General features: G+C 69.5%; 28 protein-coding genes and 1 tRNA gene. 4 read left to right on the top strand and 25 right to left on the bottom strand.

The features are described 5' to 3' along the window. Positions 1-36: 36 nt before the first annotated feature. The 13 genes from D0Z08_RS04420 to rplJ all read right to left on the bottom strand — a co-directional run bounded on the left by D0Z08_RS04420 (position 37) and on the right by rplJ (position 12,938). Positions 37-993 (bottom strand): DnaJ domain-containing protein, encoded by a 957-nt coding sequence (locus D0Z08_RS04420; protein WP_118923059.1) that lies wholly within the window; start codon positions 991-993, stop codon positions 37-39. After that, complete coding sequence (locus D0Z08_RS04415) at positions 990-1,766, bottom strand: hypothetical protein (RefSeq protein ID WP_118923057.1); 777 nt, start codon at positions 1,764-1,766, stop codon at positions 990-992. The genes D0Z08_RS04420 and D0Z08_RS04415 overlap by 4 nt, the downstream gene beginning before the upstream one ends. After that, positions 1,763-3,082: an MCE family protein gene (locus D0Z08_RS04410; RefSeq protein ID WP_118923055.1), complete on the bottom strand. Its 1,320-nt coding sequence runs from the start codon at positions 3,080-3,082 to the stop codon at positions 1,763-1,765. The genes D0Z08_RS04415 and D0Z08_RS04410 overlap by 4 nt, the downstream gene beginning before the upstream one ends. After that, entirely contained in the window at positions 3,079-4,500 is a 1,422-nt protein-coding gene (locus D0Z08_RS04405; protein ID WP_118923053.1) for an MCE family protein, read from the bottom strand. Before D0Z08_RS04405 ends, D0Z08_RS04410 begins: the two co-directional genes overlap by 4 nt. Next, positions 4,497-5,645 (bottom strand): MCE family protein, encoded by a 1,149-nt coding sequence (locus tag D0Z08_RS04400; protein WP_118923051.1) that lies wholly within the window; start codon positions 5,643-5,645, stop codon positions 4,497-4,499. The genes D0Z08_RS04405 and D0Z08_RS04400 overlap by 4 nt, the downstream gene beginning before the upstream one ends. Continuing rightward, positions 5,642-6,613 (bottom strand): MCE family protein, encoded by a 972-nt coding sequence (locus tag D0Z08_RS04395; RefSeq protein WP_245993632.1) that lies wholly within the window; start codon positions 6,611-6,613, stop codon positions 5,642-5,644. Before D0Z08_RS04395 ends, D0Z08_RS04400 begins: the two co-directional genes overlap by 4 nt. After that, a complete protein-coding gene (locus D0Z08_RS04390) occupies positions 6,610-7,647 on the bottom strand; it encodes an MCE family protein (RefSeq protein WP_118923047.1) in 1,038 nt (345 codons plus the stop codon). The genes D0Z08_RS04395 and D0Z08_RS04390 overlap by 4 nt, the downstream gene beginning before the upstream one ends. Further along, positions 7,647-8,921 (bottom strand): MCE family protein, encoded by a 1,275-nt coding sequence (locus tag D0Z08_RS04385; RefSeq protein WP_118923045.1) that lies wholly within the window; start codon positions 8,919-8,921, stop codon positions 7,647-7,649. Before D0Z08_RS04385 ends, D0Z08_RS04390 begins: the two co-directional genes overlap by 1 nt. A gap of 7 nt (positions 8,922-8,928) precedes the next feature. Then, positions 8,929-9,756, bottom strand: coding sequence for an MlaE family ABC transporter permease (locus D0Z08_RS04380; RefSeq protein WP_118923043.1), 828 nt, complete (start codon positions 9,754-9,756; stop codon positions 8,929-8,931). A 7-nt stretch (positions 9,757-9,763) separates the two neighbouring features. Then, entirely contained in the window at positions 9,764-10,546 is a 783-nt protein-coding gene (locus D0Z08_RS04375; RefSeq protein WP_118923041.1) for an MlaE family ABC transporter permease, read from the bottom strand. An 11-nt stretch (positions 10,547-10,557) separates the two neighbouring features. Next, on the bottom strand, positions 10,558-11,520 hold the full coding sequence (locus tag D0Z08_RS04370) for an ABC transporter ATP-binding protein (protein ID WP_118923039.1): 963 nt from the start codon (positions 11,518-11,520) through the stop codon (positions 10,558-10,560). A 253-nt stretch (positions 11,521-11,773) separates the two neighbouring features. After that, positions 11,774-12,166 carry a 50S ribosomal protein L7/L12 gene (gene rplL, locus D0Z08_RS04365; protein ID WP_118923037.1) on the bottom strand — a complete coding sequence of 131 codons (393 nt, stop codon included), beginning with the start codon at positions 12,164-12,166 and terminating at the stop codon, positions 11,774-11,776. A 76-nt stretch (positions 12,167-12,242) separates the two neighbouring features. Then, the gene (rplJ, locus tag D0Z08_RS04360; protein ID WP_118923035.1) at positions 12,243-12,938 is read right to left on the bottom strand and encodes a 50S ribosomal protein L10; all 696 of its coding nucleotides are present in this window, start codon (positions 12,936-12,938) and stop codon (positions 12,243-12,245) included. Between the two features lie 293 nt (positions 12,939-13,231). On the opposite strand from rplJ, the gene D0Z08_RS04355 reads away from it, so the two are divergent. Then, positions 13,232-14,506, top strand: a complete 1,275-nt coding sequence (locus D0Z08_RS04355; protein ID WP_118923033.1) for an aspartate aminotransferase type Ic — start codon at positions 13,232-13,234, stop codon at positions 14,504-14,506. Between the two features lie 181 nt (positions 14,507-14,687). Here the strand turns inward: D0Z08_RS04355 and rplA are convergent, their stop codons facing one another. The 7 genes from rplA to D0Z08_RS04320 form a co-directional block, all read right to left on the bottom strand. Further along, entirely contained in the window at positions 14,688-15,407 is a 720-nt protein-coding gene (gene rplA / locus D0Z08_RS04350; RefSeq protein WP_118923031.1) for a 50S ribosomal protein L1, read from the bottom strand. Positions 15,408-15,497: 90 nt separating this feature from the next. Further along, positions 15,498-15,926: a 50S ribosomal protein L11 gene (rplK, locus tag D0Z08_RS04345; RefSeq protein ID WP_118923029.1), complete on the bottom strand. Its 429-nt coding sequence runs from the start codon at positions 15,924-15,926 to the stop codon at positions 15,498-15,500. A gap of 101 nt (positions 15,927-16,027) precedes the next feature. Continuing rightward, positions 16,028-16,855 carry a transcription termination/antitermination protein NusG gene (gene nusG / locus D0Z08_RS04340; RefSeq protein ID WP_118923027.1) on the bottom strand — a complete coding sequence of 276 codons (828 nt, stop codon included), beginning with the start codon at positions 16,853-16,855 and terminating at the stop codon, positions 16,028-16,030. A gap of 49 nt (positions 16,856-16,904) precedes the next feature. Continuing rightward, the gene (gene secE, locus D0Z08_RS04335; RefSeq protein WP_182481149.1) at positions 16,905-17,165 is read right to left on the bottom strand and encodes a preprotein translocase subunit SecE; all 261 of its coding nucleotides are present in this window, start codon (positions 17,163-17,165) and stop codon (positions 16,905-16,907) included. Positions 17,166-17,209: 44 nt separating this feature from the next. Further along, positions 17,210-17,282, bottom strand: a tRNA-Trp gene (locus D0Z08_RS04330). Between the two features lie 142 nt (positions 17,283-17,424). Next, on the bottom strand, positions 17,425-18,069 hold the full coding sequence (locus tag D0Z08_RS04325) for a hypothetical protein (RefSeq protein WP_118923023.1): 645 nt from the start codon (positions 18,067-18,069) through the stop codon (positions 17,425-17,427). Continuing rightward, positions 18,066-20,621: a choice-of-anchor L domain-containing protein gene (locus D0Z08_RS04320; RefSeq protein ID WP_245993628.1), complete on the bottom strand. Its 2,556-nt coding sequence runs from the start codon at positions 20,619-20,621 to the stop codon at positions 18,066-18,068. Before D0Z08_RS04320 ends, D0Z08_RS04325 begins: the two co-directional genes overlap by 4 nt. Positions 20,622-20,769: 148 nt before the next feature. Between D0Z08_RS04320 and D0Z08_RS04315 the strand changes: the two genes are divergently transcribed. Further along, complete coding sequence (locus D0Z08_RS04315; protein WP_245993626.1) at positions 20,770-21,792, top strand: adenosine deaminase; 1,023 nt, start codon at positions 20,770-20,772, stop codon at positions 21,790-21,792. On the opposite strand, the gene D0Z08_RS04310 is transcribed toward D0Z08_RS04315, so the two are convergent. Beyond that, positions 21,789-22,169 (bottom strand): DUF4873 domain-containing protein, encoded by a 381-nt coding sequence (locus D0Z08_RS04310; RefSeq protein WP_147381313.1) that lies wholly within the window; start codon positions 22,167-22,169, stop codon positions 21,789-21,791. The two genes, D0Z08_RS04315 and D0Z08_RS04310, sit on opposite strands and share 4 nt — an antisense overlap. After that, positions 22,166-23,083 carry an AurF N-oxygenase family protein gene (locus tag D0Z08_RS04305; RefSeq protein WP_118923015.1) on the bottom strand — a complete coding sequence of 306 codons (918 nt, stop codon included), beginning with the start codon at positions 23,081-23,083 and terminating at the stop codon, positions 22,166-22,168. The genes D0Z08_RS04310 and D0Z08_RS04305 overlap by 4 nt, the downstream gene beginning before the upstream one ends. 89 nt (positions 23,084-23,172) lie before the next feature. Here D0Z08_RS04305 and D0Z08_RS04300 point away from each other — a divergent pair, with 89 nt between their 5' ends. Both D0Z08_RS04300 and D0Z08_RS04295 read left to right on the top strand, forming a co-directional pair. Beyond that, positions 23,173-23,814 carry a TetR/AcrR family transcriptional regulator gene (locus tag D0Z08_RS04300; protein WP_118923013.1) on the top strand — a complete coding sequence of 214 codons (642 nt, stop codon included), beginning with the start codon at positions 23,173-23,175 and terminating at the stop codon, positions 23,812-23,814. A gap of 10 nt (positions 23,815-23,824) precedes the next feature. Then, on the top strand, positions 23,825-24,268 hold the full coding sequence (locus D0Z08_RS04295; RefSeq protein WP_118923011.1) for a hypothetical protein: 444 nt from the start codon (positions 23,825-23,827) through the stop codon (positions 24,266-24,268). A 9-nt stretch (positions 24,269-24,277) separates the two neighbouring features. Here D0Z08_RS04295 and D0Z08_RS04290 read toward each other — a convergent pair whose 3' ends face one another. The 3 genes from D0Z08_RS04290 to D0Z08_RS04280 are packed head-to-tail and all read right to left on the bottom strand — an operon-like array spanning position 24,278 to position 26,140. Beyond that, on the bottom strand, positions 24,278-25,360 hold the full coding sequence (locus D0Z08_RS04290; protein ID WP_118923009.1) for a UDP-N-acetylmuramate dehydrogenase: 1,083 nt from the start codon (positions 25,358-25,360) through the stop codon (positions 24,278-24,280). Beyond that, a complete protein-coding gene (locus tag D0Z08_RS04285; RefSeq protein ID WP_118923007.1) occupies positions 25,350-25,751 on the bottom strand; it encodes a MaoC/PaaZ C-terminal domain-containing protein in 402 nt (133 codons plus the stop codon). The genes D0Z08_RS04290 and D0Z08_RS04285 overlap by 11 nt, the downstream gene beginning before the upstream one ends. Continuing rightward, a complete protein-coding gene (locus tag D0Z08_RS04280) occupies positions 25,748-26,140 on the bottom strand; it encodes an FAS1-like dehydratase domain-containing protein (RefSeq protein ID WP_118923005.1) in 393 nt (130 codons plus the stop codon). The genes D0Z08_RS04285 and D0Z08_RS04280 overlap by 4 nt, the downstream gene beginning before the upstream one ends. Positions 26,141-26,144: the final 4 nt, after the last annotated feature.

Here is a 26,144-nt window from a genome sequence, read left to right as displayed (position 1 = left end):
CAGGTCAAGCACCGCGGCCGCAGAAGGGCCGACTGTTCAGCTGCAGTCGGTCTCGGTGCAGATGTCGTCGAGGAGCCAGTCGTCACCGTCGGAGACCATGCTCAGCGTCGCCCACATCTGCAGCAGGCGCGGCGCCGCGTTGCCCTTCTGGCTGTCCTGGTCGACGTAGACGACGATGGTCGCGCGGTCGCCGTCCTCCGAAACCCGGGTGAGACCGGTCATCGCGACCCGTGCCGTCACCACGACCTTCTCGGAGACGACCTGCTCGCGCAGGGTCAGGCCCGTGTCGGCCTTCTGGTCGAACAGCGCGGTGCGCTTGGCGGCGAAGTCGTCGGTGAGGTACTCCTCCGCCTCCGCGAAGTCGTCGTCCAGGGTCCGGTAGTCGTAGGACAGGACCTCGGGGATCGCGTCCTCTGCCGCGGCCCGGGCCTCGGCGCCCGCCTCCTCCGCCTGCTCCGACTGCTCCTCCTGCTTCGCCGGGGACTCGCCACCGACGCTGCCGGGCCAGGTGAACAACACGACGATGGCGAGCGCGACCGCGAGCACAGCCGCGCCCGCGGCGACGGCCAGCGCCCAGGCGGGAGGCCCGTCCGGGGCGGCGCCGTCGGCCCCCGCGGTGGCCGGCTCCTTGACGGGAGCCTCGTCCGGCTCGTCGGCCGGTTGGTCATCGTCAGAGGTCGCCTCGGGCTCCTCGTCGCCAGCGGTCGCCTCGGACGCCTCGCCGGCCGGTTCCTTCTCCAGCGACACCGGCGCGACCACGGCGTCCTCGTCGGCAGGAGCCGCGTCCTCGGCCTCGTCCGGCTCGGCCGCGAGCTCGGCGTCGTACGCCGCCCGCTTCTCCGGGTCGAGCAGCACTCCGGCCGCGTCGTTGAACGCCCGGAACCGGCGGTCGGTCGGGTCGAGGTCGGCGATCGAGGCCTTCCACGCCGTCCGGATCTCCGCGGCCGTCGCGCTCGGGTCGACGTCGAGCAGGTCGTAGAGGCTGACGCTCATCCTTCGCCCTCCCCGCTCTGCTCAGCCGTCGCCTCGTCGGACGGGGTGTCCGTCGGCGGGGTGGTCGCCGGAGGCGTCGTCGCCGACGGATCCCCGGAGGGCGGCTCCGGGATCGACGGCTCGGAGAACGACGGCAACCCGTCGTCGATGTCGTCGACGTCGTCGACGAGCCAGGTGCCGTCGACCTTCACCAGCGAGACCTCGTAGCGGAACCGCTGCGGCCCGGTCGAGAGCTGCTGCGGCTCCTCCTCGCCCTCCCCGGTCCCGTCGGGGTCCTCGGAGGTGCCGTCGCCATTCTCCTCCGTCGGGTAGGGAGAGGTGAGCTCGACGGTGCCGGCCACCAGCACCTCGGCGGAGTCCTCGTCCTGCGACGCCACACCGACGGCGTAGACGGTCGCCTTGCTGGTGACCCCGAGCTGGCTCACCGTCTGCTCGGCGTAGCCCACGTTGTCGGCGAACACCCCGCCGAACTTCGGGGTCATCAGGTCGGACACCGCTGCGTAGTCGGGCAGGTGACCGTCCGCGTCCAGCATCGACGGGTCGTAGGTGTTGAAGCGCGTCGCGAACTGGCGGGACAGGGTGAGCAGCTGCTCGCGGTCCTCGCTCACGCTGGAGCCGGGGACCTCGCCCTCCTGCAGCGAGCTCAGCCGCTCCCCCAGGTCGTCGCCGGTGCTCCGGGTGGCGATGACGACGGCGACCGTGCCGAGGCACGCCACGATCACCAGGACCAGCACCGCGAGGAGCGCGCGCCGGCGGGTTGCCGACTCGATCACCCCTGGGCGTCCAGCAGTGGTTCGAGATAAAGCCACTTCCATGAGTCCTCTCCGAGCGGCGGCGGCGCCACGTTACCGCTCGGGGCCAAGGCCTCGTCCTGGGAGGTGCTGCCGTCACCGATCTCGAAGGTGCCGGTCGCGGAGTTGAAGGTGCCGATGATCGGCTCGTTGGCGTCCGGGATGCCGTCGAGGTCCGGGCTGACCCGCGGGAGGTTCTGGGTGCCGCGCGGGTTGCTCTTGGTCGGGGGCTCGGTGCACTTGGCGTTGAGGTTCAGGTCCCGCGGCTCGAGGTTCTGGGGCGGCCGCGTGTCCGTGCTCTGGTAGCCGTCGTAGCACGGGACGGACGAGCTGAGGATCAGCCCGACGTGGGTCTCGTAGGTGCCGGGCTTCGTCGGGTTCTCGTCGACGACGGCGAACGATCCCTCGAGCAGGATCGGGTAGGCGATGAACAGGGTCCGCAGGCCGTCGATGTTGTCGACGACCACGCGCCCGGTGATGATCACGTTGCGGAGCAGGTCGGCGAGCTCGGCCTCGTTCTGCTCGAGGAAGGTCCGCAGCTGGTTGGCCGTGAACGACCCGCTGTCGATGACCCTGCGCAGGTCCTGGTCGGCGCCGACCATCGCGCGGGAGAACACGCTGAGCTGGCTGGCGAACTGGCGCAGCGAGCTCGCCGAGTCGACCTGGCCCTGCAGCACCGTGTTGGAGTCGCGGATCAGGGCCGTCGTGATGTCGAAGTTCGCGTTGGCCGTCTCGATGAACGAGTTGCCCGTGTCGATGATCCGCTGCAGGTCCTCGCCGGTGCCGCCGAAGGCGGCGCCGAGCTCACGGACGGTGGTCCTGAGCGCGTCGCGGTCGACACTGGACACCGTCGTCACCACGTCGCCGAGGAGCTTCTCGGTCGAGATCGGGATCGCGACCTCGGTGAGCTCTGAGCCGTCCTCGAGGAACGGTCCGTCGTCGGTCACGTCGACGTTCGGCTGGAGCTCGACGTACTGCTCACCGACGGCCGACCGGTTGCCGACGAGCGCCCGGGAGTCCGTGGGGATCTCGTCCCACTCGTTGTCGATCTCGAGGTGGACGTCGACGCCGTCATCGGTGAGCTCGAGCTCGCTGACCTTGCCGATGCGGACGCCGCGGTAGGTCACCTCGCCGCCCGCGAAGATGCCGCCCGACTCCGGGTAGTGCGCGACCACGGTGTAGCTCTGGTCGACGATCAGCCGGTCGAGCTGGGCGTAGCGGGCACCGACGAAGGAGACGCCGAGCAGCGTGATGATCGCGAAGGCGAGCAGCTGGATCTTGGTGCGGCGGGTGATCATCGCGCGCCCTCCTGCTCGAGTGCGGGCGCGGCCAGGAACAGGGCCAGGTCGCTGTCGTAGGCGCCGTACCGCTCGTCCCAGCGCTCGCGCTGGTCGGGCGTGAGGTCGGGCGCGGCGCGTGGCAGACCGAGGTTGCCGAGGATCCCGTCGAGGAGGTCCTCGATCGAGGTGGCCTGGTTGGCGACCTGGTCACTGATGTTGCCGTTGCGCGGCAGCAGGTTGCACACGGCCGGCACCGCGTCGCACGCCTCGTCGAGCAGGTCGCCGGGCAGCCCGAGGCACGCGTTCAGGTTCGGCGGCGGTCCCAAGCAGCGCGTGATCTTGTTGACCACGCCGGCACAGAGGCCGGGCAGGTCGGCCAGCTCGTCGAGCGGGGTGTCGTGCGGAAGCAGGCTGAAGGGGATGCAGGCGATGTTGGCGATGTCGTTGAGGTTGAGGTCGAGCTCGACGGAGAGGTTGACGTAGTCGCCGAAGTGCAGGCTCTTGGCCACGGCGGGGTCGCGTCCGATCACGTCGTCGGAGAACGGGAACGTCGAGAAGATGTGCAGGGCGTCGACGAAGTCCTGGCCAGTCTTGTTGAGCCCGGACAGGACCGGCTCGAGCTGCCGGAGGACGTCGATGGTCGACGCCTTCGTCTGCCGGATCACCCGTACGCCGACGGTGCTCAGCCGGTTGAGGCCCTCGAGCATCAGGACCAGGTCCTCGCGCTGGCGACCGATGGAGTCGAGGGCGCTCGGGAGCTCCTCGAGCGCGGCGTCGATGCTGCCTTGATGGTCCCTGGCGCTGATCGCCAGCCGGTTGAGGGACTCGATCGCGTTGACGATGTCGGCCTTGTGGTCGTCGAGCTCCGACATCAGCGTCTCGACCTGGCGGAAGACCGACTTCGCGGAGTCCTCGCGGCCCTCCAGAGCCAGGTTGAGCTCGTTGGCGATCGTCTTCAGCTGGGCGACTCCACCACCGTTGAGCAGCAGGCTCAGGGCGCCGAGGACTTCCTCGACCTCGGGGTTGCGACCGGTGCGCTCGAGCGGGATGTTGTCGCCGTTGCCGAGCGGGTCGTCCGACGGCGCCGTCTCCGGGGGTGCCAGCGACACGAACTTCTCACCCAGCAGGCTGGTCTGACGGATCGAGGCGGTCGCGTTGTCGGGGAGCTCGGTGTCGTTGCGGAGCTGGATCTCGACCACGGCGTGGTAGCCCTTGAGGTCGACGTCGGTGACCTGGCCGACGGTCACGTCGGCCACCTTCACCGACGACTTCGGGACCAGGTCGAGGACGTCCTCGAACTCGACGGTGACCATGATCGGGTCGTCGCCCACGTCAGCGCCACCGGGAAGCGGCAGCTGGTAGACGTCGAACTCGCAGCCGGTGAGGAGCATCGTCCCGGCCAGGATCGCGGCGCCGGCGCGCAGTCGGCGGGTCATCGTCCCACCTCCACGAGTCCGTTGAGCGTCGGGTCGTACGCGGCGTCGTCCGCACGGGACCCGCTGCCGGGACCGAACGGTGCGTTGCGCGGCAGCGGCAGGCCCTTGATCACGTCGCACAGGGTGCCGTTGGGGTCGTTCGACGCGATCAGGCTGCACAGCAGCTGAGCGGGATTGCCCTGGAGCTCGTGCAGGAGGTTGCCCATGTTGGCGTTGGAGTCGAGGGTGCCGGACTGGGGGTTGTAGCCGAGGCCGAGGTTGTTGAGCGCGAGCGGGCCGGCACGCAGGATCGTGTTGAGGTCCTCGCGGTGCTTGACCAGGACCTTCGCGACCCGGTTGATGCCACGGATGTTGCGGCCCAACGAGGCCCGATTCTCCTGGACGAACCTGCCGACCACGTCGAGGGCGACGCCGAGGTTCGACAGCGCGGACGTGAGCTCGTCGCTCTCGCCTGCGAGCAGCTCGGACACGTTGCCGAGCGACTGGTTGAAGCGGCGGACCGTCGTGTCGTTCTCGGCCAGTGTCTCGATGAAGGCCTGGAGCTTCTCAGCCGAGGAGAAGAGCTCCTCCTTGTTGTTCTCGAGCGTGGTGCTGAGGTCTGCGAAGTCCTCGATCGTCTGCTTGAACTTCGCGCCCTGACCGCGGAAGTTCCGCGCGGTCTGCTCGAGCAGGTCGGTCAGCGCTCCTTGGGCGTTCGCGCCGTTCGGACCGAGCGCGACGGTCAGCTCGTCGAGGCTGCCGTAGATCTCGTCGAGCTCCAGCGGGATCGCGGTGCGCTTGAGGTCGAGGACCGTGTTGTCGGCAAGCACGTCGCCCTTCTCGTACGCCGGCGTCAGCTGGATGTAGCGGTCACCCACGACGGACGGGGACACGATGACGGCCTGGGCGTCGGCGGGGAGCTTGACCTCCTCGTCGTAGGTCATGACGACCTTGACCTGGGTGCCCTCTGGCGTGACCTCGTCGACCGTGCCGACCGGGACGCCGAGGACTCGGACGTCGCTGCCCTCGTAGACCGACACAGTGCGGGGGAAGAAGGCGGTCACGGTCTTGGTGCTGCTGTCTCCGCCGAAGAACCAGACGGCCCCGGCGACGATCAGCAGCCCGATCACGACGAGCGGAAGAATCCGCTGGAGGTTGGCGCTCATCCGGTGCCTCCGGGGATCGGAGGCATGTTCGCGATGTAGGTGTCCCACCACGGGCCGTTGGCGAACACGTTGGCGAAGACGGTGTAGAAGGGCGCCATCAGCTGGAGCGACCGGTCCAAGTTGTCCTCGTTCTTGTTGATCACGGCCAGTACGGACTCGAGGTGGCGCAACGCCGGCTTGAGGTCGGCCCGCGAGTCGCGCACGAGCGCGGTCAGCTCCTGGCTCAGGGTGACCGTCGCGACCAGGATGTTGTGGATCGCCTCGCGCCGCTCCAGCAGCGCCCGGAACAGGATGTCGGCGTCACGCATCAGCGCGATGATGTCCTCGTCACGCGCATCGAGCACCGTGGACACCCGCTTGAGGCTCTGGAGCAGCCGGTTGATCTCCTCGTCCCGAGAGGCGACGACCTCCGACAGAGCGGACACGCCCTTGAGCGCAGCCTGGAACTCCTCCGGGGTGTTGCGGGTCAGGTCGGCCAGCGTCGTCAGCGAGGCGGCGAGCTGGTCGGTGTCGATGTCGGCGGAGGTCTCGGCGAGCCCCTCGAAGGCGTCGACGACGTCGAACGGCGAGGTCGTCCGGTCGGCGGGGATCGTGTCGCCCTCGTCGAGCTGGCCACTGCCAGCGGGCTCCAGCGACAGGAACATGGAGCCCAGGATCGTCTTCACCTTGATCGCCGCGCGGGTCTCGTCGCCGAACTCGGCGTCGGTCTTGATCTTGAAGCCGACCTTGACCTTGCCGTCCGCGATCTCGATCGAGTCGACCTTGCCGATCCGGACGCCTGCCAGCCTGACCTCGTCGTTGACCTTGAGCCCGCCGGCTTCGTCGAACTCCGCGTAGTAGGTGTCACCGCCGCCGATGAGCGGGAGGTCCTGGGCACGGAACGCGGCGGTGAGCATGAGCACCAGCACGGCGATGCTGATGGCCCCGATGATGACCGGGTTGCGCTCCCGGAACGGCTTCATGCTCATGGCAGCGTGCACCTCTCGGCGTCGACTGCGTAGGGCACCTGCGTGAGGACGTCGCCGCCGATCCGGATCTTCGCCGAGAAGTGGCACAGGTAGAAGTTGAACCACGACCCGTAGGTGCCGGTGCGGCCGTACTTGTTGATCTTGTGCGGCATCACCTGGAGCACGCGGTCGATCTCTCCCTTGTTGCGGTCGAGGAGCTCCACGAGCTCGCGGGCCTCGCGGATGTCGCGGACGAACGGCTCGCGGATGTCGTCGACCAGACCGGCGGTCTCGACCGCGAGGTCAGCGATGCCGTCGAGCGAGGAGAGGATCGCCTGGCGGTCCTCCTTCAGTCCGCTGACGAGGTCCTGGAAGCTCACGATCAGCCGGCCGAGCTGCTCGTCGCGGTCGGCGACGTGGTCGAGGACGTGGGTGAGGTTGTCGAGCAGGTCGCCGATGACCTGGTCGCGGTCGGCAAGCGTCTGGGTGAGCGAGGCGGTGCTCGACAGCAGGCTCTCGAGGGTGCCGCCCTCGCCCTGGAAGACCTGGACGATCTCGTAGGACAGCTTGTTGATGTCGTCGGGAGACAGAGCCTCGAACAACGGCTTGAAGCCGTTGAACAACACGGTCAGGTCGAGCGCGGGCTGGGTCCGCGAGACCGGGATCGTGTCGTCCTCCTCGAGCTCGTCACCGCCCTGGCCCTCCTGGGTGAGCGCGATGTAGCGCTGCCCGATCAGGTTGCGGAAGCGGATCGTCGCGTGGGTGGCGTCGTCGAGCTGGGTGTCCTCGTCGACGGTGAAGGTCACCATCGCGCGGTTGTCGTCGACGACCTCGATGCCCTGGACGGCGCCGACCTTCACGCCGGCGACGCGGATGTCGTCGCCGTTGTTGACGCCGGTGACGTCGACGAACTCGGCCTTGTAGGTCTTGGTGGCGCCGAAGGAGAGGTTGCCGATGGTGATCACCAGCAGGCCGGTCGCGAGGCCCGTCGTGAGCATGAAGATGAGCAGCCGGACGAGGTCGCCGGACGTCTTCTTGTCGAGGGTGAGACCCATCACCGATCACCCTCTTCGGCGACGATCGGCCCGGCGAGCAGCACGCCGAGGTCGGAGCCGGCGTCCTCGCCGTACGTCAGCTGCAGCATGCGACGCAGCGTGGCCATGTCCTCCGGCGTCCCGCGGTAGCCGACCGCGTCCTCGAACCCCGGCGGCACCCGCGTGGTGCCCTTGCCGGTCGGCTCGTCGACGCCGTCGTCGAAGTTCGGCGGGTTGCGGTAGGGGTTGGCCTGGCTCCACGGCGGGCTCGGCAGGCTGTAGCACTCGGGTCCGCGGGTGTCTCCGAACTTCGGCAGGTCGTTGATGTTGTACTCGCGCGGCTGGTTGGGGATCGTCTCGAGCACGATGTGGAGCTCGAAGCCGCGGAACATCGAGGCGATCCGGGGCGAGATGTTGTTGAGGGCCCCGAAGACGCAGGGGAACTCCGGCGCGTAGCGGGCGAGCAGCTGCAGCTGGGTGGAGGTCAGCCGGTTGGCTTCGACGATGAGGGCATCGTTGCGGTCGAGGAAGCCGCGAGCCGAGTCGGCGAACGCACGGATGTCGCGCAGCGCACTGTTCAGCGTCGCCTCCTTCTCCTCGAGCGTGCCGGTCGTGACGATGGTGTCGTCGAGGATCTGGGCCACCTCGGGGAGGATGTCGGCGTACAGGTCGGAGAACTGCGCGGTGAGCCTGAGGTCGTCGATCAGGGCGGGGATCTGGGGGTTGATCCGCTTGAGGTACGAGTCGACCGTCTCGAGGTTCTCGCCGAGCTGCGACCCACGGCCCTCGAGCGCCGTCGCGAGCGCGGACAGGGTGGCGTTGAGGTCGGCCGGCTGCACCGTCTGCAGCAGCGGGTAGAGGTTGTTGAGGACCTCCTCGACCTCCGTGCCGAGGTCGGTCTTGGTGATGACCTGGTCCGTCTGGAGAGTGCCCTCGGGGCCGGACTCGGGGATGACCAGCGAGACGTACTTCTCGCCGAAGAGCGTCTTCGGGACGATCGCCGCGGTGACGTTGGCCGGGATGCTGTCCAGCTCGTCGGGGTAGATGCCGAGCGTCAGCTCTGCGCCCTCGTCACCGGTCTTGGCTTCCAGCACCTCACCCACGATCACGCCGCGGATCTTCACGTCGGCGCGGCTCGGCAGCTGCAGACCGGTCGAGGTCGTCTCGAGCTTGACCTCCTCGTAGTCCGCGAACTTCTTGGTGAAGACCGCATAGGTCAGCCAGACCCCGAAGATCAGGAGGCACACGAAGATCACGCCGAGCGTCTTGTAGTACGCCAGGACCTTGTCCGTCATCGGCGCATCACCCCGCCAGCCTGACAGTCGTAGTGGTGCCCCAGATCGCCATCGACAGGAACAGGTCGATCACGTTGATCGCCACGATGCTGGTCCGCACCGCACGGCCCACCGCGACGCCCACGCCGGCAGGTCCGCCGGACGCCGTGTAGCCGTGGTAGCAGTGGATCAGGATGACCACCACGGAGAACACCAGCACCTTGCCGAACGACCACAAGACGTCACCGGGTGGCAGGAACTGGTTGAAGTAGTGGTCATAGGTGCCGGATGACTGGCCGTAGTAGACCGTGACGACCAGCCGGCTGGCGACGTACGACGACAGCAGGCCCACCACGTAGAGCGGGACGATCGCGATCAGGCCCGCGACCACCCGCGTGGCGACGAGGAACCGCATCGAGGGGATCGCCATCACCTCGAGGGCGTCGACCTCCTCGGAGATCCGCATCGCACCGAGCTGGGCGGTGAAGCCACAGCCGACCGTCGCTGCCAAGGCGATGCCGGCCACCAGCGGAGCGATCTCGCGGGTGTTGAAGTAGGCGGACACGAAGCCGGCGAACGCGGCCGTGCCGAGCTGGTTGAGCGCGGCGTAGCCGGACAGCCCGACCTGGGCACCGGTGAAGAAGGTCATGCCGAGGATGACGCCGATGGTGCCGCCGATCACGGCCAGGGCACCGGAACCGAGGGTGACCTCTGCCAGCAGTCGCACGATCTCGCGCGGGTAGTGCGCGATGGTGCGCGGCGTGGCCATGACCACGCGCAGGTAGAACGACAGCTCGTGCCCGAGGGTGTCGAGGCCCTTGAGCGGCCGCTCGTAGATCGCTTTCACGTTCGCCATGGCCCGGTCAACCTGTCTTCGGTGGCACGACTTGGAGGTAGATCGTGCTCAGGACGAAGTTGACGACGAACAGCAACAGGAAGGTGATGACGACGGACTCGTTGACCGCATCGCCGACGCCCTTCGGACCACCGGCGGCGTTCATGCCCTTGTAGGACGCGACGATGGCGGCGATGAGGCCGAAGATGAGCGCCTTGACCATGCCGATCCACACGTCGGGCAACTGTGCCAGTGCCGTGAAGCTGGCGAGGTAGGCACCCGGCGTGCCGTCCTGCAGGATCACGTTGAAGACGTAGCCACCGGCGACGCCGACGACGCTCACCATGCCGTTGAGGAAGACCGCGACGAGCATGCAGGCGAGGACGCGGGGCGCGACCAGGCGCTGGATCGGGTCGATGCCCAGCACCATCATCGCGTCGAGCTCTTCGCGGATCTTCCGCGCGCCGAGGTCCGCGGCGATCGCCGAGCCACCGGCGCCGGCGATCAGCAGCGCGGTCGCGATCGGGCCGGCCTGCTGGATCACCGCCAGCACCGAGGCGGAACCGGTGAACGACTGCGCGCCGAACTGCTTGATCAGTCCACCGACCTGGAGCGCGATGACCGCGCCGAAGGGGATGGCGACCAGAGCGGTCGGGATGATCGTGACGGAGGCGATGAACCATGCCTGCTGCAGGAACTCACGCAGCTGGAAGGGTCGACGGAAGAGGCCGCGCCCGACGTCGAGCCCGAAGGCGAAAAGCTTGCCCGCGGTGCCGACCGGCGCGAGAACCCGAGCGGCCGTAGATGACATGGAGGTCGTTGTTATCCCTGCTGGGAGCCGCTGGCGTGCTCGGCTTCCTTAGTGAATGAACCGGGGGGCGGGGTGACACCGTTGAGGCGGCACCACTCACCCGGCGGACGCTGGCTGCGCCGCGGGATTCCGTTGGAGGGCTCGAGCTGCAGCGGGATCGGCGGCAGCGCCGGCAGCTGGATGTCCTTCTCGGCGGCCAGCTGGTCGGCGTCCTTCTCCTCCGACATGCCGATCGGACCGACCGTCTGCGCGTTGAGGAACTGACGCACCACCGGCTCGGGCGAGGACAGGAGCATCTCGCGCGGGCCGTACATGGCCAGGTGCTTGTGGTAGAGCAGGCCGATCTGGTCGGGCACGACCCGGACGCTGTGGACGTCGTGGGTGACGATGAGGAAGGTGGCGTCGATCTGGGCGTTCAGGTCGATGAAGAGCTGGTTGATGAACGAGGTGCGGACCGGGTCGAGGCCGGAGTCCGGCTCGTCGATGAGGAGGATCTCCGGGTCGAGCACCAGGGCCCGCGCCAGACCGGCGCGCTTGCGCATACCGCCCGAGATCTCGCCGGGGAGCTTGAACTCCGCGCCGAGCAGACCGACGAGGTCCATCTTCTCCATGACGATGTCGCGGATCTCGGACTCGCTCTTCTTGGTGTGCTCGCGCAGCGGGAAGGCGACGTTGTCGTAGAGGTTCATCGAGCCGAACATCGCGCCGTCCTGGAACAGCACGCCGAACAGCTTGCGGACCTCGTAGAGCTCCTTCTCGGAGCAGGAGGCGATGTCGGTGCCCTCGATCAGGATCGAGCCGTTGTCGGGCTTGATCAGGCCGATGAGGGCCTTGAGGAAGACGGACTTGCCGGTGCCGGAGGGGCCGAGCATCACCGAGATCTCACCCGCAGGCAGGGTCAGCGAGACGTCGGCCCAGATGAGCTGCTTGCCAAATGACTTTGTCAGGTTGTTGACGGTGACGTCGACGCCCATGCTGACCTCTCTCACTGCGCGGGGGACTGCGTGGGAACAACGCAGCCGCTGCGCGCACGTTACGCGGAAACGGTGTTGCACGTCACGCGTGTCGCGATTACGAGACGGATTGAGTCCGTACCGGGATCACTCGCCGACGTGGCGGCCGAGAACGCTCCCGGCTGTCGGCTCCCGCACCCGGAAAACGCAAGAGACGGGTCCCCGGTTACCGGGGACCCGCCTCTCGACGGTGCTAGCTGGAGACGTCAGCTCGTCACTTGAGGGTGACGGTGGCGCCGGCGGCCTCGAGGGCCTCCTTCGCCTTGTCCGCAGCGTCCTTGGTGACCTTCTCGAGGACCGGCTTCGGGGCGGCCTCGACCAGGTCCTTGGCCTCCTTCAGGCCGAGGGAGGTCAGGGCGCGCACCTCCTTGATGACGTTGATCTTCTTGTCGCCGGCGGCCTCGAGGACGACGTCGAACTCGTCCTGCGCGGCGGCCTCCTCGCCGCCCGCAGCGGCACCGCCGGCGGCGGGGGCGGCGGCAACGGCGACCGGGGCAGCGGCGGTGACGCCGAAGGTCTCCTCGAACTGCTTCACGAACTCGGAGAGCTCGATGAGGGTCATCTCCTTGAACGCGTCGAGGAGCTCGTCAGTGCTGAGCTTCGCCATGATGGCTAACCTTTCAGTTGGTGGCCGGCCGCGCGTTGCGACCGAACCGGTATCAGGTGGTGGTTGACCGGGACCGTCAGGCCTCGGTGGTGTCGCCCTCGTCGGAGGCGGCCTCGGCAGCGGGCTCCTCAGGAGCCGCCTCCTCGGCGGGTGCCTCGTCCGTGGGTGCCTCGGCGGTCTCGGCGACAGGCGCCTCGTCCGGAGCGGCCTCCTCGGCGGCGACCGGCGTGCCGGCACCACCTGCGAGGATCGAGGGGTCCTCAGCGGCCTTCGCCTGGAGCGCACCCGCGAGGCGGGCGGCCTGGGCGAGCGGCGCGTTGAGGAGGTAGACGGCCTGGCTCAGCGAGGCGAGCATCGCGCCCGCCAGCTTGCCCATCAGGACCTCGCGGGACTCGAGATCGGCCAGCTTGGCGATCTCGGCCGGCTCGAGGGCCTTGCCGTCCAGAACTCCACCCTTGATGACAAGGGCGGGGTTTGCCTTGGCAAAGTCACGCAGACCCTTCGCCGCCTCGACGACGTCGCCCGAGATGAAGGCGATCGCGGTCGGGCCGGTGAGGAGCTCGTCGAAGCCCTCGATCCCCGCCTCCTTGGCGGCGATCTTGGCCAGCGTGTTCTTGACCACGGCGTAGTTGGCGTTCTCGCCGAGGGAGCGCCGCAGTTCCTGCAGCTGCTTCACGGTGAGACCGCGATAGTCGGTCAGCACAGCACCGGCGGCGTCACTGAAGGACTCAGTGATGTCCGCGACGGCGGCCTGCTTGTCTGCCCGCGCCATGGGTCTCCTTCCGGGTGTGACCCCGGCTGAAGGCCCCCAGAATGACGAACGCCCTGAGCGCAGGCGCTCAGGGCGTGGACACCGGCTGCACCCGACAGGCGCAACTGCTGGTCATGCTCTGATCCCCTGCGCAGGCCATCCGCTTCCGCGGAACCTTCGGTCAGGGCTGAGGCAGCCCGGACGACCGGCGGTCTTAAGGTTTCGACGGCAACAGTACGGCGGCGCGCCGTACCCGTCCAAATCCGCGGTAATCCGGATGCGGGCGGGGGTGGGGGCACTGGCACGATGGACCCGTGACCTCGCTGACCACGCTGCCCGCCGACCAGCTCGCCGAACGCCTCACCGCGCTGCGCGCCGACTACGAGGACCTCCGGGCGAAGAGTCTCAAGCTCGACCTCACCCGGGGCAAGCCGGGCGCCGACCAGCTCGACCTCTCGGAGGGACTGCTCGGCCTGCCCACGTCGCACAAGGACCGCTCCGGCACCGACGTGCGCAACTACGGCGGGCTCGAGGGCCTGGCCGAGATGCGCGAGATCTTCGCCGACCTGCTCGGCGTCGACGCCGGCGACGTGATCGCCGGCGGAAACTCCAGCCTGACGATGATGTACCAGGTCGTCACCTGGCTGCTCTCCCACGGCGGTCCGGACTCGCCGCGGCCGTGGTCGCAGGAGGAGACGGTCAAGTTCGTCTGCCCGGTGCCCGGCTACGACCGGCACTTCACCATGCTGGCCGAGCTCGGCATCGAGATGGTGACCGTGCCGATGCACGAGGACGGCCCGGACGTGGCCGCCGTACGCGCCCTGGTCGCGGACGACGCCCAGGTCAAGGGCATGTGGCTGGTGCCGACGTACGCCAACCCGACCGGCGCCGTGACCTCCACCGAGGTGGCCGCCGAGCTGATGGCGATGCCGACCGCCGCGCCCGACTTCCGGATCCTGTGGGACAACGCATACGCCGTCCACCACCTCACCGACGTCGAGACCAAGAGCGCTGACGCACTCGGCCTGGCCTCGGCGTCCGGCCACCCCAACCGGCCGATCATGTTCGCCTCGACCTCGAAGATCACCTTCGCCGGCGCCGGCGTGGCCGCGCTGGCCGCGTCGACCGACAACACCGCCTGGTACCTCAAGCGGCTGTCGTACGCCGCGATCGGCCCCGACAAGGTCAACCAGCTGCGCCACGTCGAGTTCTTCGGTGACGCCGACGGCGTGCGGGCGCACATGCGGAAGCACCGCGACCTGATCGCGCCGAAGTTCTCGGCGGTCCAGGACGCGCTCGGCGCCCGCCTCGACGGGCTCGGGATCGCCACGTGGAGCAAGCCCATCGGCGGCTACTTCGTCGACCTCAACGTCCTCGACGGCACCGCGTCGCGCGTCGTGCAGCTGGCGAAGGAGGCCGGCATCGCCCTCACCCCCGCCGGCTCCGCCTTCCCGCACAGCAACGACCCCGACGACCGCAACATCCGGCTCGCGCCCACCTTCCCCTCGCTCGGTGAGGTCGAGACGGCGATGGCCGGGGTCGCGGTCTGCGTCGAGCTGGCGGCGGTGGAATCACTCGCTGCTGGCTGATCCGAGGCGGTCCTGCAGGAATCACCGGTTCGCCGGTGATTCCTGCACTTGTCGGCCGTTGCAATGGCCGAGAAGTGCCAGTTCTGGCTGGGCGATGTGGCGGACGGTGCCCGTGTGACGCTTCGGTACGACGAAGCCCCGGCCACTCGCGCGAGTGACCGGGGCTTCGTCGTACTGGGGATCAGGCAGAGCCCTCGTCCTCAGCCGCGACGTTCTTCACGCGGTTGGGGTCGACCTGGACACCGGGGCCCATGGTCGTCGAGACGGTGACCTTCTTGAGGTAGCGGCCCTTGGAGCTGGACGGCTTGAGCCGCAGCACCTCCTCGAGCGCAGCCGCGTAGTTCTCCGCGAGCTGGGCCTCGGCGAAGGACGCCTTGCCAATGATGAAGTGCAGGTTGGCGTGCCGGTCGACGCGGAACTCGATCTTGCCGCCCTTGATGTCGGTCACGGCCTTGGCCGGGTCCGGGGTGACGGTGCCGGTCTTCGGGTTCGGCATGAGGCCACGGGGGCCGAGCACGCGGCCGAGGCGGCCTACCTTGCCCATCATGTCGGGGGTCGCGACGACGGCGTCGAAGTCGAGCCAGCCGCCGGCGACCTTGTCGATGAGCTCGTCGCCACCGACGATGTCGGCGCCGGCCTCACGGGCGGCCTCGGCCTTGTCGCCGTTCGCGAACACGAGGACGCGCGAGGTCTTGCCGGTGCCGTGCGGGAGGTTGACGGTGCCGCGCACCATCTGGTCCGCCTTGCGCGGGTCGACGCCGAGGCGCATCACCACGTCGACGGTCTCGTCGAACTTCTTCTTGCTGGCGGTCTTGGCGATCTTGATCGCGGCCAGCGGGCTGTAGAGCTCGTCCTTGTCGAACGTGGCCTCAGCCGCGCGGTAGGTCTTGCTGCGCTGCATCTTTTTCTCTTTCTATTGAAAGTTCGTGGTTACTGGGCCAGCGCGGCCCTCCCACAACTGCGTTGAATTGCGAGCTCGCAAGCTCGCTCGCTAGTCGGTCGTGACGCCCATCGAGCGGGCAGTGCCCTCGACGATCTTCATCGCGGCGTCGATGTCGTTGGCGTTGAGGTCGGGCATCTTGGTCTGGGCGATCTCGCGCACCTGGTCCTTGGTCAGCTTGCCGACCTTCTCCTTGTGCGGGACACCCGAGCCCTTCTTCAGCCCGGCAGCCTTCTTGATCAGCTCGGCAGCCGGCGGGGTCTTGGTGATGAAATCGAACGAACGGTCCTCGTAGATCGTGATCTCGACGGGGATGACGTTGCCGCGCATGGACTCGGTCTGGGCGTTGTACGCCTTGCAGAAGTCCATGATGTTGACGCCGTGCGGACCGAGGGCGGTACCGACCGGCGGCGCCGGGGTGGCCGCGCCGGCCTGCAGCTGCACCTTGACCAGCGCGGCGATCTTCTTCTTGGGAGGCATTCCTCTATCTCTTTCTTCTCGTGGTCATGACGAGGAGTACGTCGTACGCCTCTGCCACCTCGTGCTCCGGTCTCGCGACCGGGTGCTGTGCTTCTCGGGCCTCAGACCTTCTGGACCTGGCTGAAGCTCAGCTCGACCGGGGTCTCCCGGCCGAAGATCTCGACGAGCGCCTTGAGGCGCTGCGCCTCGGCGTTGATCTCGGTGATCGTCGCGTGCAGCGTGGCGAACGGGCCGTCCACCACCATCACGGAGTCGCCCACACCGAAGTCGGCGACCTCGATCGGCTTCTTCGCGGACGAGCCACCCGAGGTGCCACCGGCTGCGGCGCCTTCGCCCTCGGCCGGAGCCGGCATGACGATCGACGGCGCGAGCATCTTCTCGACCTCGTCCATGCTCAGCGGCACCGGCTGGTGGCTGTGACCGACGAACCCGGTGACGGAGGGGGTGTGCCGCACCGCGGCCCACGACTCGTCGGTGAGGTCCATCCGGACCAGGACGTAGCCGGGGAGCACGGTGCGCCGGACCATCTTGCGCTGGCCGTTCTTGATCTCGGCGACTTCCTCGGTGGGGACCACGATCTCGTGGATGTAGTCCTCCATGTTGAGGGAGTGGATCCGGTTCTCCAGGTTGTGCTTCACCCGGTTCTCCATGCCGGAGTAGGTGTGCACGACGAACCAGTCGCCCGGCTTCATCATCAGCTCGCGGCGGAAGGCCTCGAGCGGGTCGAGCTCCTCGGCAACCTCGTCCTCGGCTGCGTCGTCCTCGACGACCTCGTCCTCGGCTGCGTCGGCGACCTCGAGCTCCTCGGCGAGTGGCTCCACCGAGACGTCGTCGTTCTCGGTGAGGCTCTCGTCGAGCTCCTCGGGGGTGGTGACGTCCTCGCCCGTCTCAGGGGCGGAGTCGTACTGCTCCGACACGTGTTGCTCCATCAGTTGCTGTTCGCTGGGGTGTGACCGGTGCTGACGCTGTCAGCGTCGGTCACACGTCTTCCGCGCCAGTGAAGATCGCGAAGACCGCCTTGCCGAGACCGAGGTCCAGCAGCGAGACGATCGCGATCATCACCAACACGAAGGCCATGACGACGAAGAAGTAGGTGACCAGCTGCTCGCGGGTCGGGTAGACCACCTTGCGGAGCTCGGCGACCACCTGGCGGTAGAACGTCAGCGGTCCGGTACGCCGGTCGCCGGACTTGCCGGCGTCGGACTGGCGACCCTTCTGGGCCGCAGGGGAGTCCGACACGCTGCTCACCTCTTCAACTTCTGTCTGGTTCTCGTCTGGTCCTGCAGGGCACGAGGGACTTGAACCCCCAACCTTCGGTTTTGGAGACCGATGCTCTGCCAGTTGAGCTAGTGCCCTCCGACGGCCGTCCCGGTCTCCTCACGCTCCCGGACCCGATCATCCCGGGGTCACGAGGGCGCGACTCACCATGGGGGAAAGCCACCAAGGGTGGAGTCTACGCACCCCGTGCCAAGCGGACCAAAAGCGGCTGGGAGACCGGTCAGCAGGGGTCGTCGCCGTACTCGTGGTGCTCACCCGTGCCGCGCGCCGTCCAACGCCGCGGTGGGACGTAGCCGGACCACTGGTGCCCGGTCCACAGCTCCAGGGACCCGGGTCGCCGGGGAGAGGGGTAGAGCCCCGGTGCGTCCCGGTCCGGCCTCGGCGCGGAGACGACGACGCCGTCCGGTCGAAGCACCCAGGTTCCTGACCAGTCCCACTCCACCCAGCCGACCGTCACCGGCCCGTCGGGCGCCACCCGCATCCACCACCGGCCGAGCTTGTACGACGTGGTCGTGTATCCGTGCTGCAGCTCGTCGAGCTGGACGCGGCCGAACCGACGGACGGCCACGGCCACCGCGGTGATCCCCAGCACGCTCACGGCGAGCAGGGCGAACAGCTGCGGACCGCCCAGACCTCCTCCACGACCACCGACCACCATCGTGACCGCGATCGCGACCGCGGCCGCGCCGACCACGACGAACGCCTGCCGAAGCGCGGTGCGCGCCGTCGGCACCACGTCGACCGATGGCGGGGTCGCCCCCGGCACCTGGGGCGTCAGCCCGGCCCGGACGGCTTCGTCGTACCCCTCGACCGCCCGTGGCGGCGGTGACTCGACGAAGCGATCGCGGCCCGAGGACGCTCTCATTCGGACCAGATGCCTCCGTCGAGCAGTGCGATCGCGCTGTCGAAGACGTCGTCCGATGCATCCGCGACGGCGATCCGGATGGTGACCGGCTCCCCCGGTTCGACGGGCACGCTGCAGGTCAACGGCTTGGTGAGGCCGTCCATCGACGTCCCGTAGCCGGGGTGACCGGTCCTGTTGTCGACGTACAGGTCGGAGTTGCGCAGGTGGTTGACCGAGTTGATCGCGACCGGCGTCGTGGTGCCGGGCACCAGGGCGCAGTTCACCCCGTCCACGAAGACGGCCATGACGTCGTTGAACCGGCTGCCGACGTACTCGGGGTACTCCTCGCTCGCGAACGCGTACCGCACCTTGAGCGTCTCCCCGTTGGGGATGACCGTGACCCGGAACGCCGCGGCGTCGTACGTCGGGAAGCCGGCCAGCGCTGAGAGGCCCGCGTCTCCCGGCGAGCCGAGCGCCGTCGACGCGAAGTAGGACGGCGCTCCCACCGCGTCGTTGACGCGTCCGGTGCTCAGGACCCAGGTGGACTCACCGGGCACGAACCCGTCCACCTTCCCCCACTGGTCGGACTGTCCGACCAGGTCGTCGTCGATGGGAGTCACCCCGTCGCCGACGACGTCGTCGGTGGGGGAATCGCTGTCGGTGCAGTCGTCCGGCCAGTGCCAGGGCGAGTCGGCCCAGTCGAAGGTGCCGGTGAGGGACTCGATGGGCTGGGTGTAGTCGAGCTCGTAGCCCGGCAGCCAGGCCCGCAGGGTCACGATGATGCCGAGCCGGCTCGCCGCCGCCAGCTCGATGCAGGTGGAGGTCTCCTCGCCGTCGTTGACCTGCACCACGTCGACCGAGGCGTCGATGATGAACAGCTCGCCGCCCACCCCGACGATGACGCCGGCGTCGTTGCTGCCGATTCCCGGCCCGAACGCGATCGACCCGCCGACCTCGAGACCGAAGCCGAAGGTGCCGCGACCGACCGGCTGGGTCGGCGTGCTGCTGTTGATCAGGTCGCCGTCGAAGAAGTCATCCCCTTCCAGTCCCATGTAGCCGTCGGCCGAGAACCCGGCGGTGGTGCTGAACCCGAGGTTCTCGATGGCGCCGGCCGACGACATGGTCACGGCGAGCTCCGGCCGCGCCTCGACCGCGATCGGCACGGGATAGGTGGTGATCTGCTTGAAGAAGTTCGGGAGCGGGAGTCCGCACTCGATCGAGTTCTCGACCTCGACGTCGACGGTGCCGGTCAGCGTGGTCGAGAAGCCCAGGTCGAAGCCGACGCCGTTCGGGATGTCCGGGAACCACTTCACCTCGTACTTGCTGATCGTCACGCTCGCATGTCCGGCGTGGTCGAGGTCGACGTCGGGGTCGACGTTGACCTGCCCCGCGGCGTTGCACTCGACGTTGCTCGTTGCCGCGGACGTGGTGGCGGTGTCCGCGGCGACCAGGGCGTCGGTCGCGAAGGCGTCGGCCGAGGCACCCTGGGCACCCGAGGCACCCTGGGCACCCTGCGCGGGCTTCCGGCCGCGACGAGCGCGCTCCTGCTGGGTCGGGTTGTGCAGCTTCGCGTCCTCCTGGACCAGCGCCGACGCCCCGGCCTCGTCCTCTGACACCGGAGCGCTCTCGAAGTCGGGGACCTCCAGGGAGTAGAGGTCGAACGCCGCAGCCAGCGCGCCGGCGATCAGCTGCACCGTGCGTCCGTCCTCGGAGACGCCCACGACCTCACCGAGGTAGCCGCCGCGCAGCACCTCGGACGGAGGCAGGCTGAGGTGGTCGCCGGGCGTCGGCGTACGGCCCCCGGCCGCCAGGGTCAGCTGCACGCCGTCGCCGGTGGTCACCACGTCGGCGATGTCGTCTGCCGCCAGGATGCGGGTGCGCGGGTTGAGGACGAAGGGCGGCTCGCCGCTGCCCGGCGATGCCGGCGGAGTGCCGATCGTCATGACGACCGGGTCGCCGTCCAACCAACCGTACGAGCCGTCGCCGGGTCGGGCGAAGATGGAGTACGTGTAGGTGGTGCTCGGGCTCAGGCCCTCGTCGAGCAGCGACGTGCCGTCGACCGGCACGTCGGTGCCGCGGCCGGGGGTGAGCGACGGCTCGTCACCGAGCACCCGGCGGACGACCGTGTCATCGCCCAGCTCCGCCTCCCAGTCCAGCTCGACGGCGGTCGGCGACAAGCCCGCCACCTGCAGCTGCTGCACGCCCCGGGACTTGGTGTAGCCGACCGCCACGGACGACGTGGCGCCGGTCCTGATCGTCACCTGGCGCGGGTCCGGCCGGCCGACGTACCGGGTGCCGTCGGCGTGCATCGTCCGCGGGACCAGTCGGTAGACGCCTTCCGCCAGCTCGGTGGATGCGATCCCGCCATCGGCCTCCACGGTGACCATCCGCACGGGCGCGGTCGTGTCGACCCGATGGACCTCGACCAGCGCCAGGGCGTCCGCCGGGGAGCTGACCACCAGCCGCAGGGTTCCCGGTGGTGCAGCGGCGGCGCTGGAGGCGACCGTGGTCACCAGGGAAGCGATCATGACGAACCCGACGGCCACAGCCGTACGCGCACCGGATCTCAACATGGGGGCCCTCTCGGAGCTGGTTGCAGGAGCAGCGGGCCGCAACGTTAAGTGCCAGAGGTCTACCTCCATCGGCGAATGGCGACATTCGAACGAATTTCGTCCGGGCTGGGCTGCGGGCGCCGGTCGGACGTCGCCCTACGATGGCGCTGTGCGGGACCCTCACTCACTGCCGAAGGCGCACCTGCACCTGCACTTCACCGGCTCCATGCGGCACCGGACCCTGCTCGAGCTCGCCGAGCGCGACGCCATCCACCTGCCCGACGCCCTCGTGTCGGAGTGGCCGCCGCAGCTGACCGCGGCCGACGAGAAGGGCTGGTTCCGCTTCCAGCGCCTGTACGACGTCGCGCGGTCGGTGCTCCGCACCGAGGACGACGTACGGCGGCTGGTCCTGGAGGCCGCGGAGGACGACGTCAAGGACGGCGGCCGCTGGCTGGAGATCCAGGTCGACCCCAGCGGGTACGGCGGCCGGTTCGGCGGGATCACGGCGTTCACCGACCTGGTGCTCGACGCCGTACGCGACGCCAGCGAGCGCACCGGGCTCGGGATGGCCGTGGTCGTCGCGGCCAACCGCACCCGCCACCCGCTCGACGCCCGGACGCTGGCCCGGCTCGCGAGCCAGTACGCCGACCGGGGCGTGGTCGGCTTCGGGCTGTCCAACGACGAGCGGCGCGGCAGCACCGCCGACTTCGGTCCGGCGTTCCGGATCGCCGAGCGGGCCGGGCTGCTGCTGGCGCCCCACGGTGGCGAGCTCCGCGGACCCGAGCACATCCGCACCTGCCTCGACGCGCTCCACGCCGACCGGCTCGGCCACGGCGTCCGCGCGGCCGAGGACCCCGACCTGCTCGCCCGGATCGTCGACGCCGGGGTCGCGCTCGAGGTGTGCCCGGTGTCGAACGTCGCGCTCGGCGTCTACTCCGACCCCACGTCGGTGCCGCTGCCCGCGCTGCTCGCGGCCGGCGCCACCGTCGCGCTCGGGGCCGACGACCCGCTGCTCTTCGGCTCCCGGCTGGCCGGCCAGTACGCCACGATGCGCGCGGCGCACCACCTGTCCGACGAGACCCTGGCCGAGCTCGCGCGGATGTCCTTCCGCGCCAGCCGCGCTCCCGACGACGTCCGGAAGCGGGCCGAGGCCGACATCGACGCCTGGCTCGACGAGGATCCGGAGACCTAGGCCGGGAGCTCGACCTCCACCGCGTCGAGCGGGTACGGCGGAGGGCCGGTGCCGCTGACCTGGACGTGACCCCACGGGTCGATCTCGGCGAGCCGGACGGTGGCGGGAGCACCGTCGCCGATGACCAGCGCGGCACTGGCCGCCCCCGCGTCCTTCGCCGCCGTGACCGCGGTCGAGCGATCGATCCGGCCGTACCAGTGGAACCGGCCGTCGAGCGGCTCGAGGTGCCCGCCGAGGTGGACGGTCACCTCGAGGGCCTGGTCACCGACGAGAAGCACCGCGCCGCCGTCGTACCCGGTCTCCTCCTCGGGCGGCAGCCAGGCCATCGAGCGCGGTCCCCCACGGCGGCGGGGGCGGCGACGCAGGGACCGGCTCACGGGAGGAACCCGTTGCGCCGCCACAGCCGCCGGCCGACGCGGCCCATCAGCCCGTTGTCCTCGAGGAACGCCGCGAGCGGTGCGAAGCCGATGACGGCCATCTCGTCGTGGTGGGTGTTGGCGCGGACCTCGCGGACCGCGCGGTCGACGTCGAGCCCGGCGCGGTGGTAGATGCCGGGGTTGGTCAGCGCCCGCTTGAGCACGGGACCGCCGAGCCCGGCGAGGTTGCCCACGAGGACACGCTCCAGCCGGGACGCGGACTGCATCCGGTGGACGACGCCCTCGCGGGCGAACTTGATGTGCCGCGCCTCCTCGATGACGTGGATCCGCATCAGCTGGGCGACGACCGGCTGCAGGTCGGGGTCCGCCATGATCCGGCGCTGCTGGGCGTCGAAGATCTCCTCGCCGATCAGGGCGCCGACCCACAGCAGCGACCCTCGCAGGAAGTGCGGCAGCGCGGCCGCGAGGAAGCGGTCGCGCCGCCCCATCCGGTAGGGACGCGCGCCGACCCGGTCGATCACCTTGCCGAACATCGTCATGTGGCGGCACTCGTCGCCCATCTCGGTGAGGACGTAGTGGGCGAAGGGGCCGGCCGGGTCCTCGCGGAGCAGCTGCAGCAGCAGGCCGCGGTTGAGGATGTTCTCGAACCACAGGCCGACCGAGAGCACGTTGGCGAGCTCCTCGCGGGAGAGCGCGATCCGCTGCTCCTCGGTGAGCTCCTCCCAGTAGGGAGTGCCGTAGAGGGAGATGACCTCCTTCGGCAGGAAGTACTTCCCCTCGACGAGGGGCGCGTCCCAGTCGATCGCGACGTCGGGCTCGTAGGACCGGCGGACCGACCCGTTGATGAGCCGGCCTGCCACCTGGGCCATCGACGGGCGGGCGGTAGGGGCGGTGCGCTCGGGCGCGGTCGTCATCGCAGTTCCTCTCGGAAGCGGTGCAGCGAAGTTGTTTACGTACCATCGCATTTCGTCAACGACCGGTCAAGGAGTCGTACGATGCCGCCATGTCTGCCGTCGCTCCCCTCCGACCGGGACCGGCCGACCCCGACGCGGCCGCACGGATCCGGGAGCGGATCCTCGACGCCGCGACCGAGTGCCTGATCGCCGAGGGGCTGGGCGCGCGGCTGCACGCGATGATCGCCGAACGGGCCGGCATCTCGCGGCCGACCGTCTACAAGTACGTCGGCGACCAGGCGGCGATCCTGGACGCGGTCCTCGACCGCGAGCTCGACCGCTTCTTCGGCTCGGCGATGCCGATCCTGAGCCGGAGCGACGACCTCGAGGCGCACCTGGTCAGCGCGATCGCCTTCGTCGTCGACTACGCGCGTGAGCACGCGCTGCTGCAGAAGGCGCTCCGCGAGCACCCGGAGCTGATCCTCCCGGCGCTGACCACCGAGTCGGGCGCGCTGGTCGAACGCGTGGTCGCGCTCTTCGAGGAGCAGCTGGGCCGCGCGCTCACCCGGTCGGCCTCGACCGGGCTGGAGCCGCGAGCCGCGGCCGAGTGGGCCTACCGGATCGTGATCTCCCTGATCACCACGCCGACCGTGGCGCTGGACCAGGAGGGCACCCGGCAGTACGTCGACAGCCTGATCCGCCTGATGAGCATCGCCGGCGCCGAGGGTTCGCAACGTCCGGCGGAGGGGTAGACACCTCATCGTGACCGACCAGCCCGGACCGACCCCGCCGAGCGCGCCCGACGAGCCGGCCGCCCCGCCGTGGGGCGGCGCCCCGCCCCCGCCGCCGGCGCCCTACGCGTACGGCGTGCCCATGGCGTACCAGGCGGTCACCGGCAGGCAGACCCACCAGGGCGCGTTGTGGTCGATGATCCTCGGCATCATCGGGCTGGTCTCTGCGATCCTCTCCCTGCCGACGGGCGGTCTCACGGCGCCCGGGATGGTCTGCTCGCCGGTGGCCTTCGGTCTGGGACTGTGGTCGAGCAGGGCCGTCCGCGACCGGCCCGACGTCTACAACAACCGCGGGCAGGCGATCGCGGGCTGGATCATGGGCCTGATCGGGATGCTGCTCGCCCTGCTGGCGCTCCTCCTCGTGCTGGCCTTCTTCGGCCTTCTGATCTGGATCTTCGCCGGCGCCGAGCAGTAGCCCTCCCGCTCAGAGCGAGCAGTTCACGAGGACGGGCTCGTTGACCAGCGTGATCCCGTACGACGACGCGACGCCGTCGCGGACCTCCCGCGCCAGCGCGACCAGCTCGGCCGCGGTGGCTCCGCCCCGGTTGGTGAGCGCCAGGGTGTGCTTGGTCGACAGGGCGACCCGGCCCTCGCCGAGGTCCAGCCCGTGCCCCTTCCCGAACCCGGCGTGCTCGATCAGCCACGCGGCGCTGGTCTTGACCAGCCCGTCCTCGGCGGTCGGCCACGACGGCGCGCCCTCCGGCAGGTCCGCGACCGGCACCACGGGGTTGGTGAAGAACGAGCCGGCGCTCCACGTGTCGTGGTCCGCCGGGTCGAGCACCATGCCCTTGCCGCGGCGCAGGCCGAGCACCGCCGTACGGACGTCGGCGAGCGGCGCCCGCTGTCCCAGCTCGACCCCGAGGGTGCGGGCGAGCTCGGCGTACGCGACCGGTGCGCCGAGGCTGCCCTGGCGGAGCTGGAAGGTCACCGACAGGACGAGGTGGCGGCCGCCGAAGGCTGCATCGTCGGGGTACCGGTCGATCTTGAAGCGTGAGGTGCGGTAGCCGAAGCCGCAGTCGGCGGCCGCGAACGTGCGGATCCCGTTGAGCTTGCGGTCCCACACCCGGACCGACGCGATGGTCAGCGCGACCTCCTGGCCGTAGGCGCCGACGTTCTGGATCGGGGTAGCGCCGACGGAGCCGGGGATGCCGGAGAGTGCCTCGATGCCGACCCAGCCGCGCTCGACGGCCCGGGCGACCAGGTCGTCCCAGTTCTCCCCCGCCGCGACCGTGACGACGGCTCCGCCACAGGTGGGGTCGTCGGCGTCGCCGACGTCGGCAGTCATGCCGCGGGTCGCGACCTCGACGACGGTGCCCTCGAAGCCCTCGTCCGCCACGACCAGGTTGCTGCCGCCACCGAGGACGAGCACCGGCTCTCCGGCGGCGTCGGCGGCGGAGACGGCCGCGACCAGCTCCTGCTCCGTCGTGACGCGCACCCAGGAGCGGGCGGGACCGCCGAGGCGCAGGGTGGTGTGGTCGGCCAGCCGCTCCGCCGGCCTAACCGACACGAACGACTGCCTTGGGCGCGCCGAGCACCTTCTCCCCCTCGCAGGTGACCTCGAGCGCGAGGGTGGCGGTGCCGTCGGCGACGCGCTTGACGACCCCGCTGATGACGACGGTCGCCCCGCCGTCGGCCGGCACGACCACGGGCGCGGTGAACTTGGAGCCGAGCTCGACGACCTCGGCGTCGTCGGTCCACACCGCGACGGCGTGGGCGGCCAGCGCCAGCGTGTACATCCCGTGCGCGATCACCCCCGGCAGCCCCACCGCAAGCGCGACCGCCTCGTCCTGATGGATCGGGTTGTGGTCCCCGGACGCCTCGGCGTAGGCGACCAGGTCGCTTCGTCGTACGACGAACTCCTGGGGCTCGAGCGCGGCGCCGGCCTCGAGCGAGCTCATGCGTCGGCCCGGTGGACGATGGTGGCGCCGGCGGTGCAGACCAGCTCGCCGGCGGCGTCGGTGATCGTGCTGGAGGTGCGCAGGATGTCGGTGCCGTCGATCTGCCGCAGCCCGGTGACCGACAGCTGGGCGGTCAGCTCGTCGCCGATGACCACCGGCCGCTCGTAGGCGAACTTCTGCTCGCCGTGCACGATCCGCGCCAGCTCGACCTGCTCGGACTCGAGGAACTCGAGGAGCGCGCGGAAGGTGACGACGATCGGGAACGTCGCCGGGATCCGTTGGCTACCCGACCCGGTCGCGGCGGCGAACGTCGCCACCTCCGCCTCGGTCACCAGGAGGGGCGGTGTCGGCGGGAACTCCCGCCCGACAAGGGACGCGTCGATCGGCATGCCG

Origin of the sequence: Nocardioides immobilis (genome assembly GCF_003515065.1) — a bacterium.
Classification (GTDB): Bacteria; Actinomycetota; Actinomycetes; order Propionibacteriales; family Nocardioidaceae; genus Nocardioides; species Nocardioides immobilis.
The sequence above is the reverse complement of the archived record's forward strand: the minus strand, read 5'-3'. Positions and strand labels throughout refer to the sequence as shown.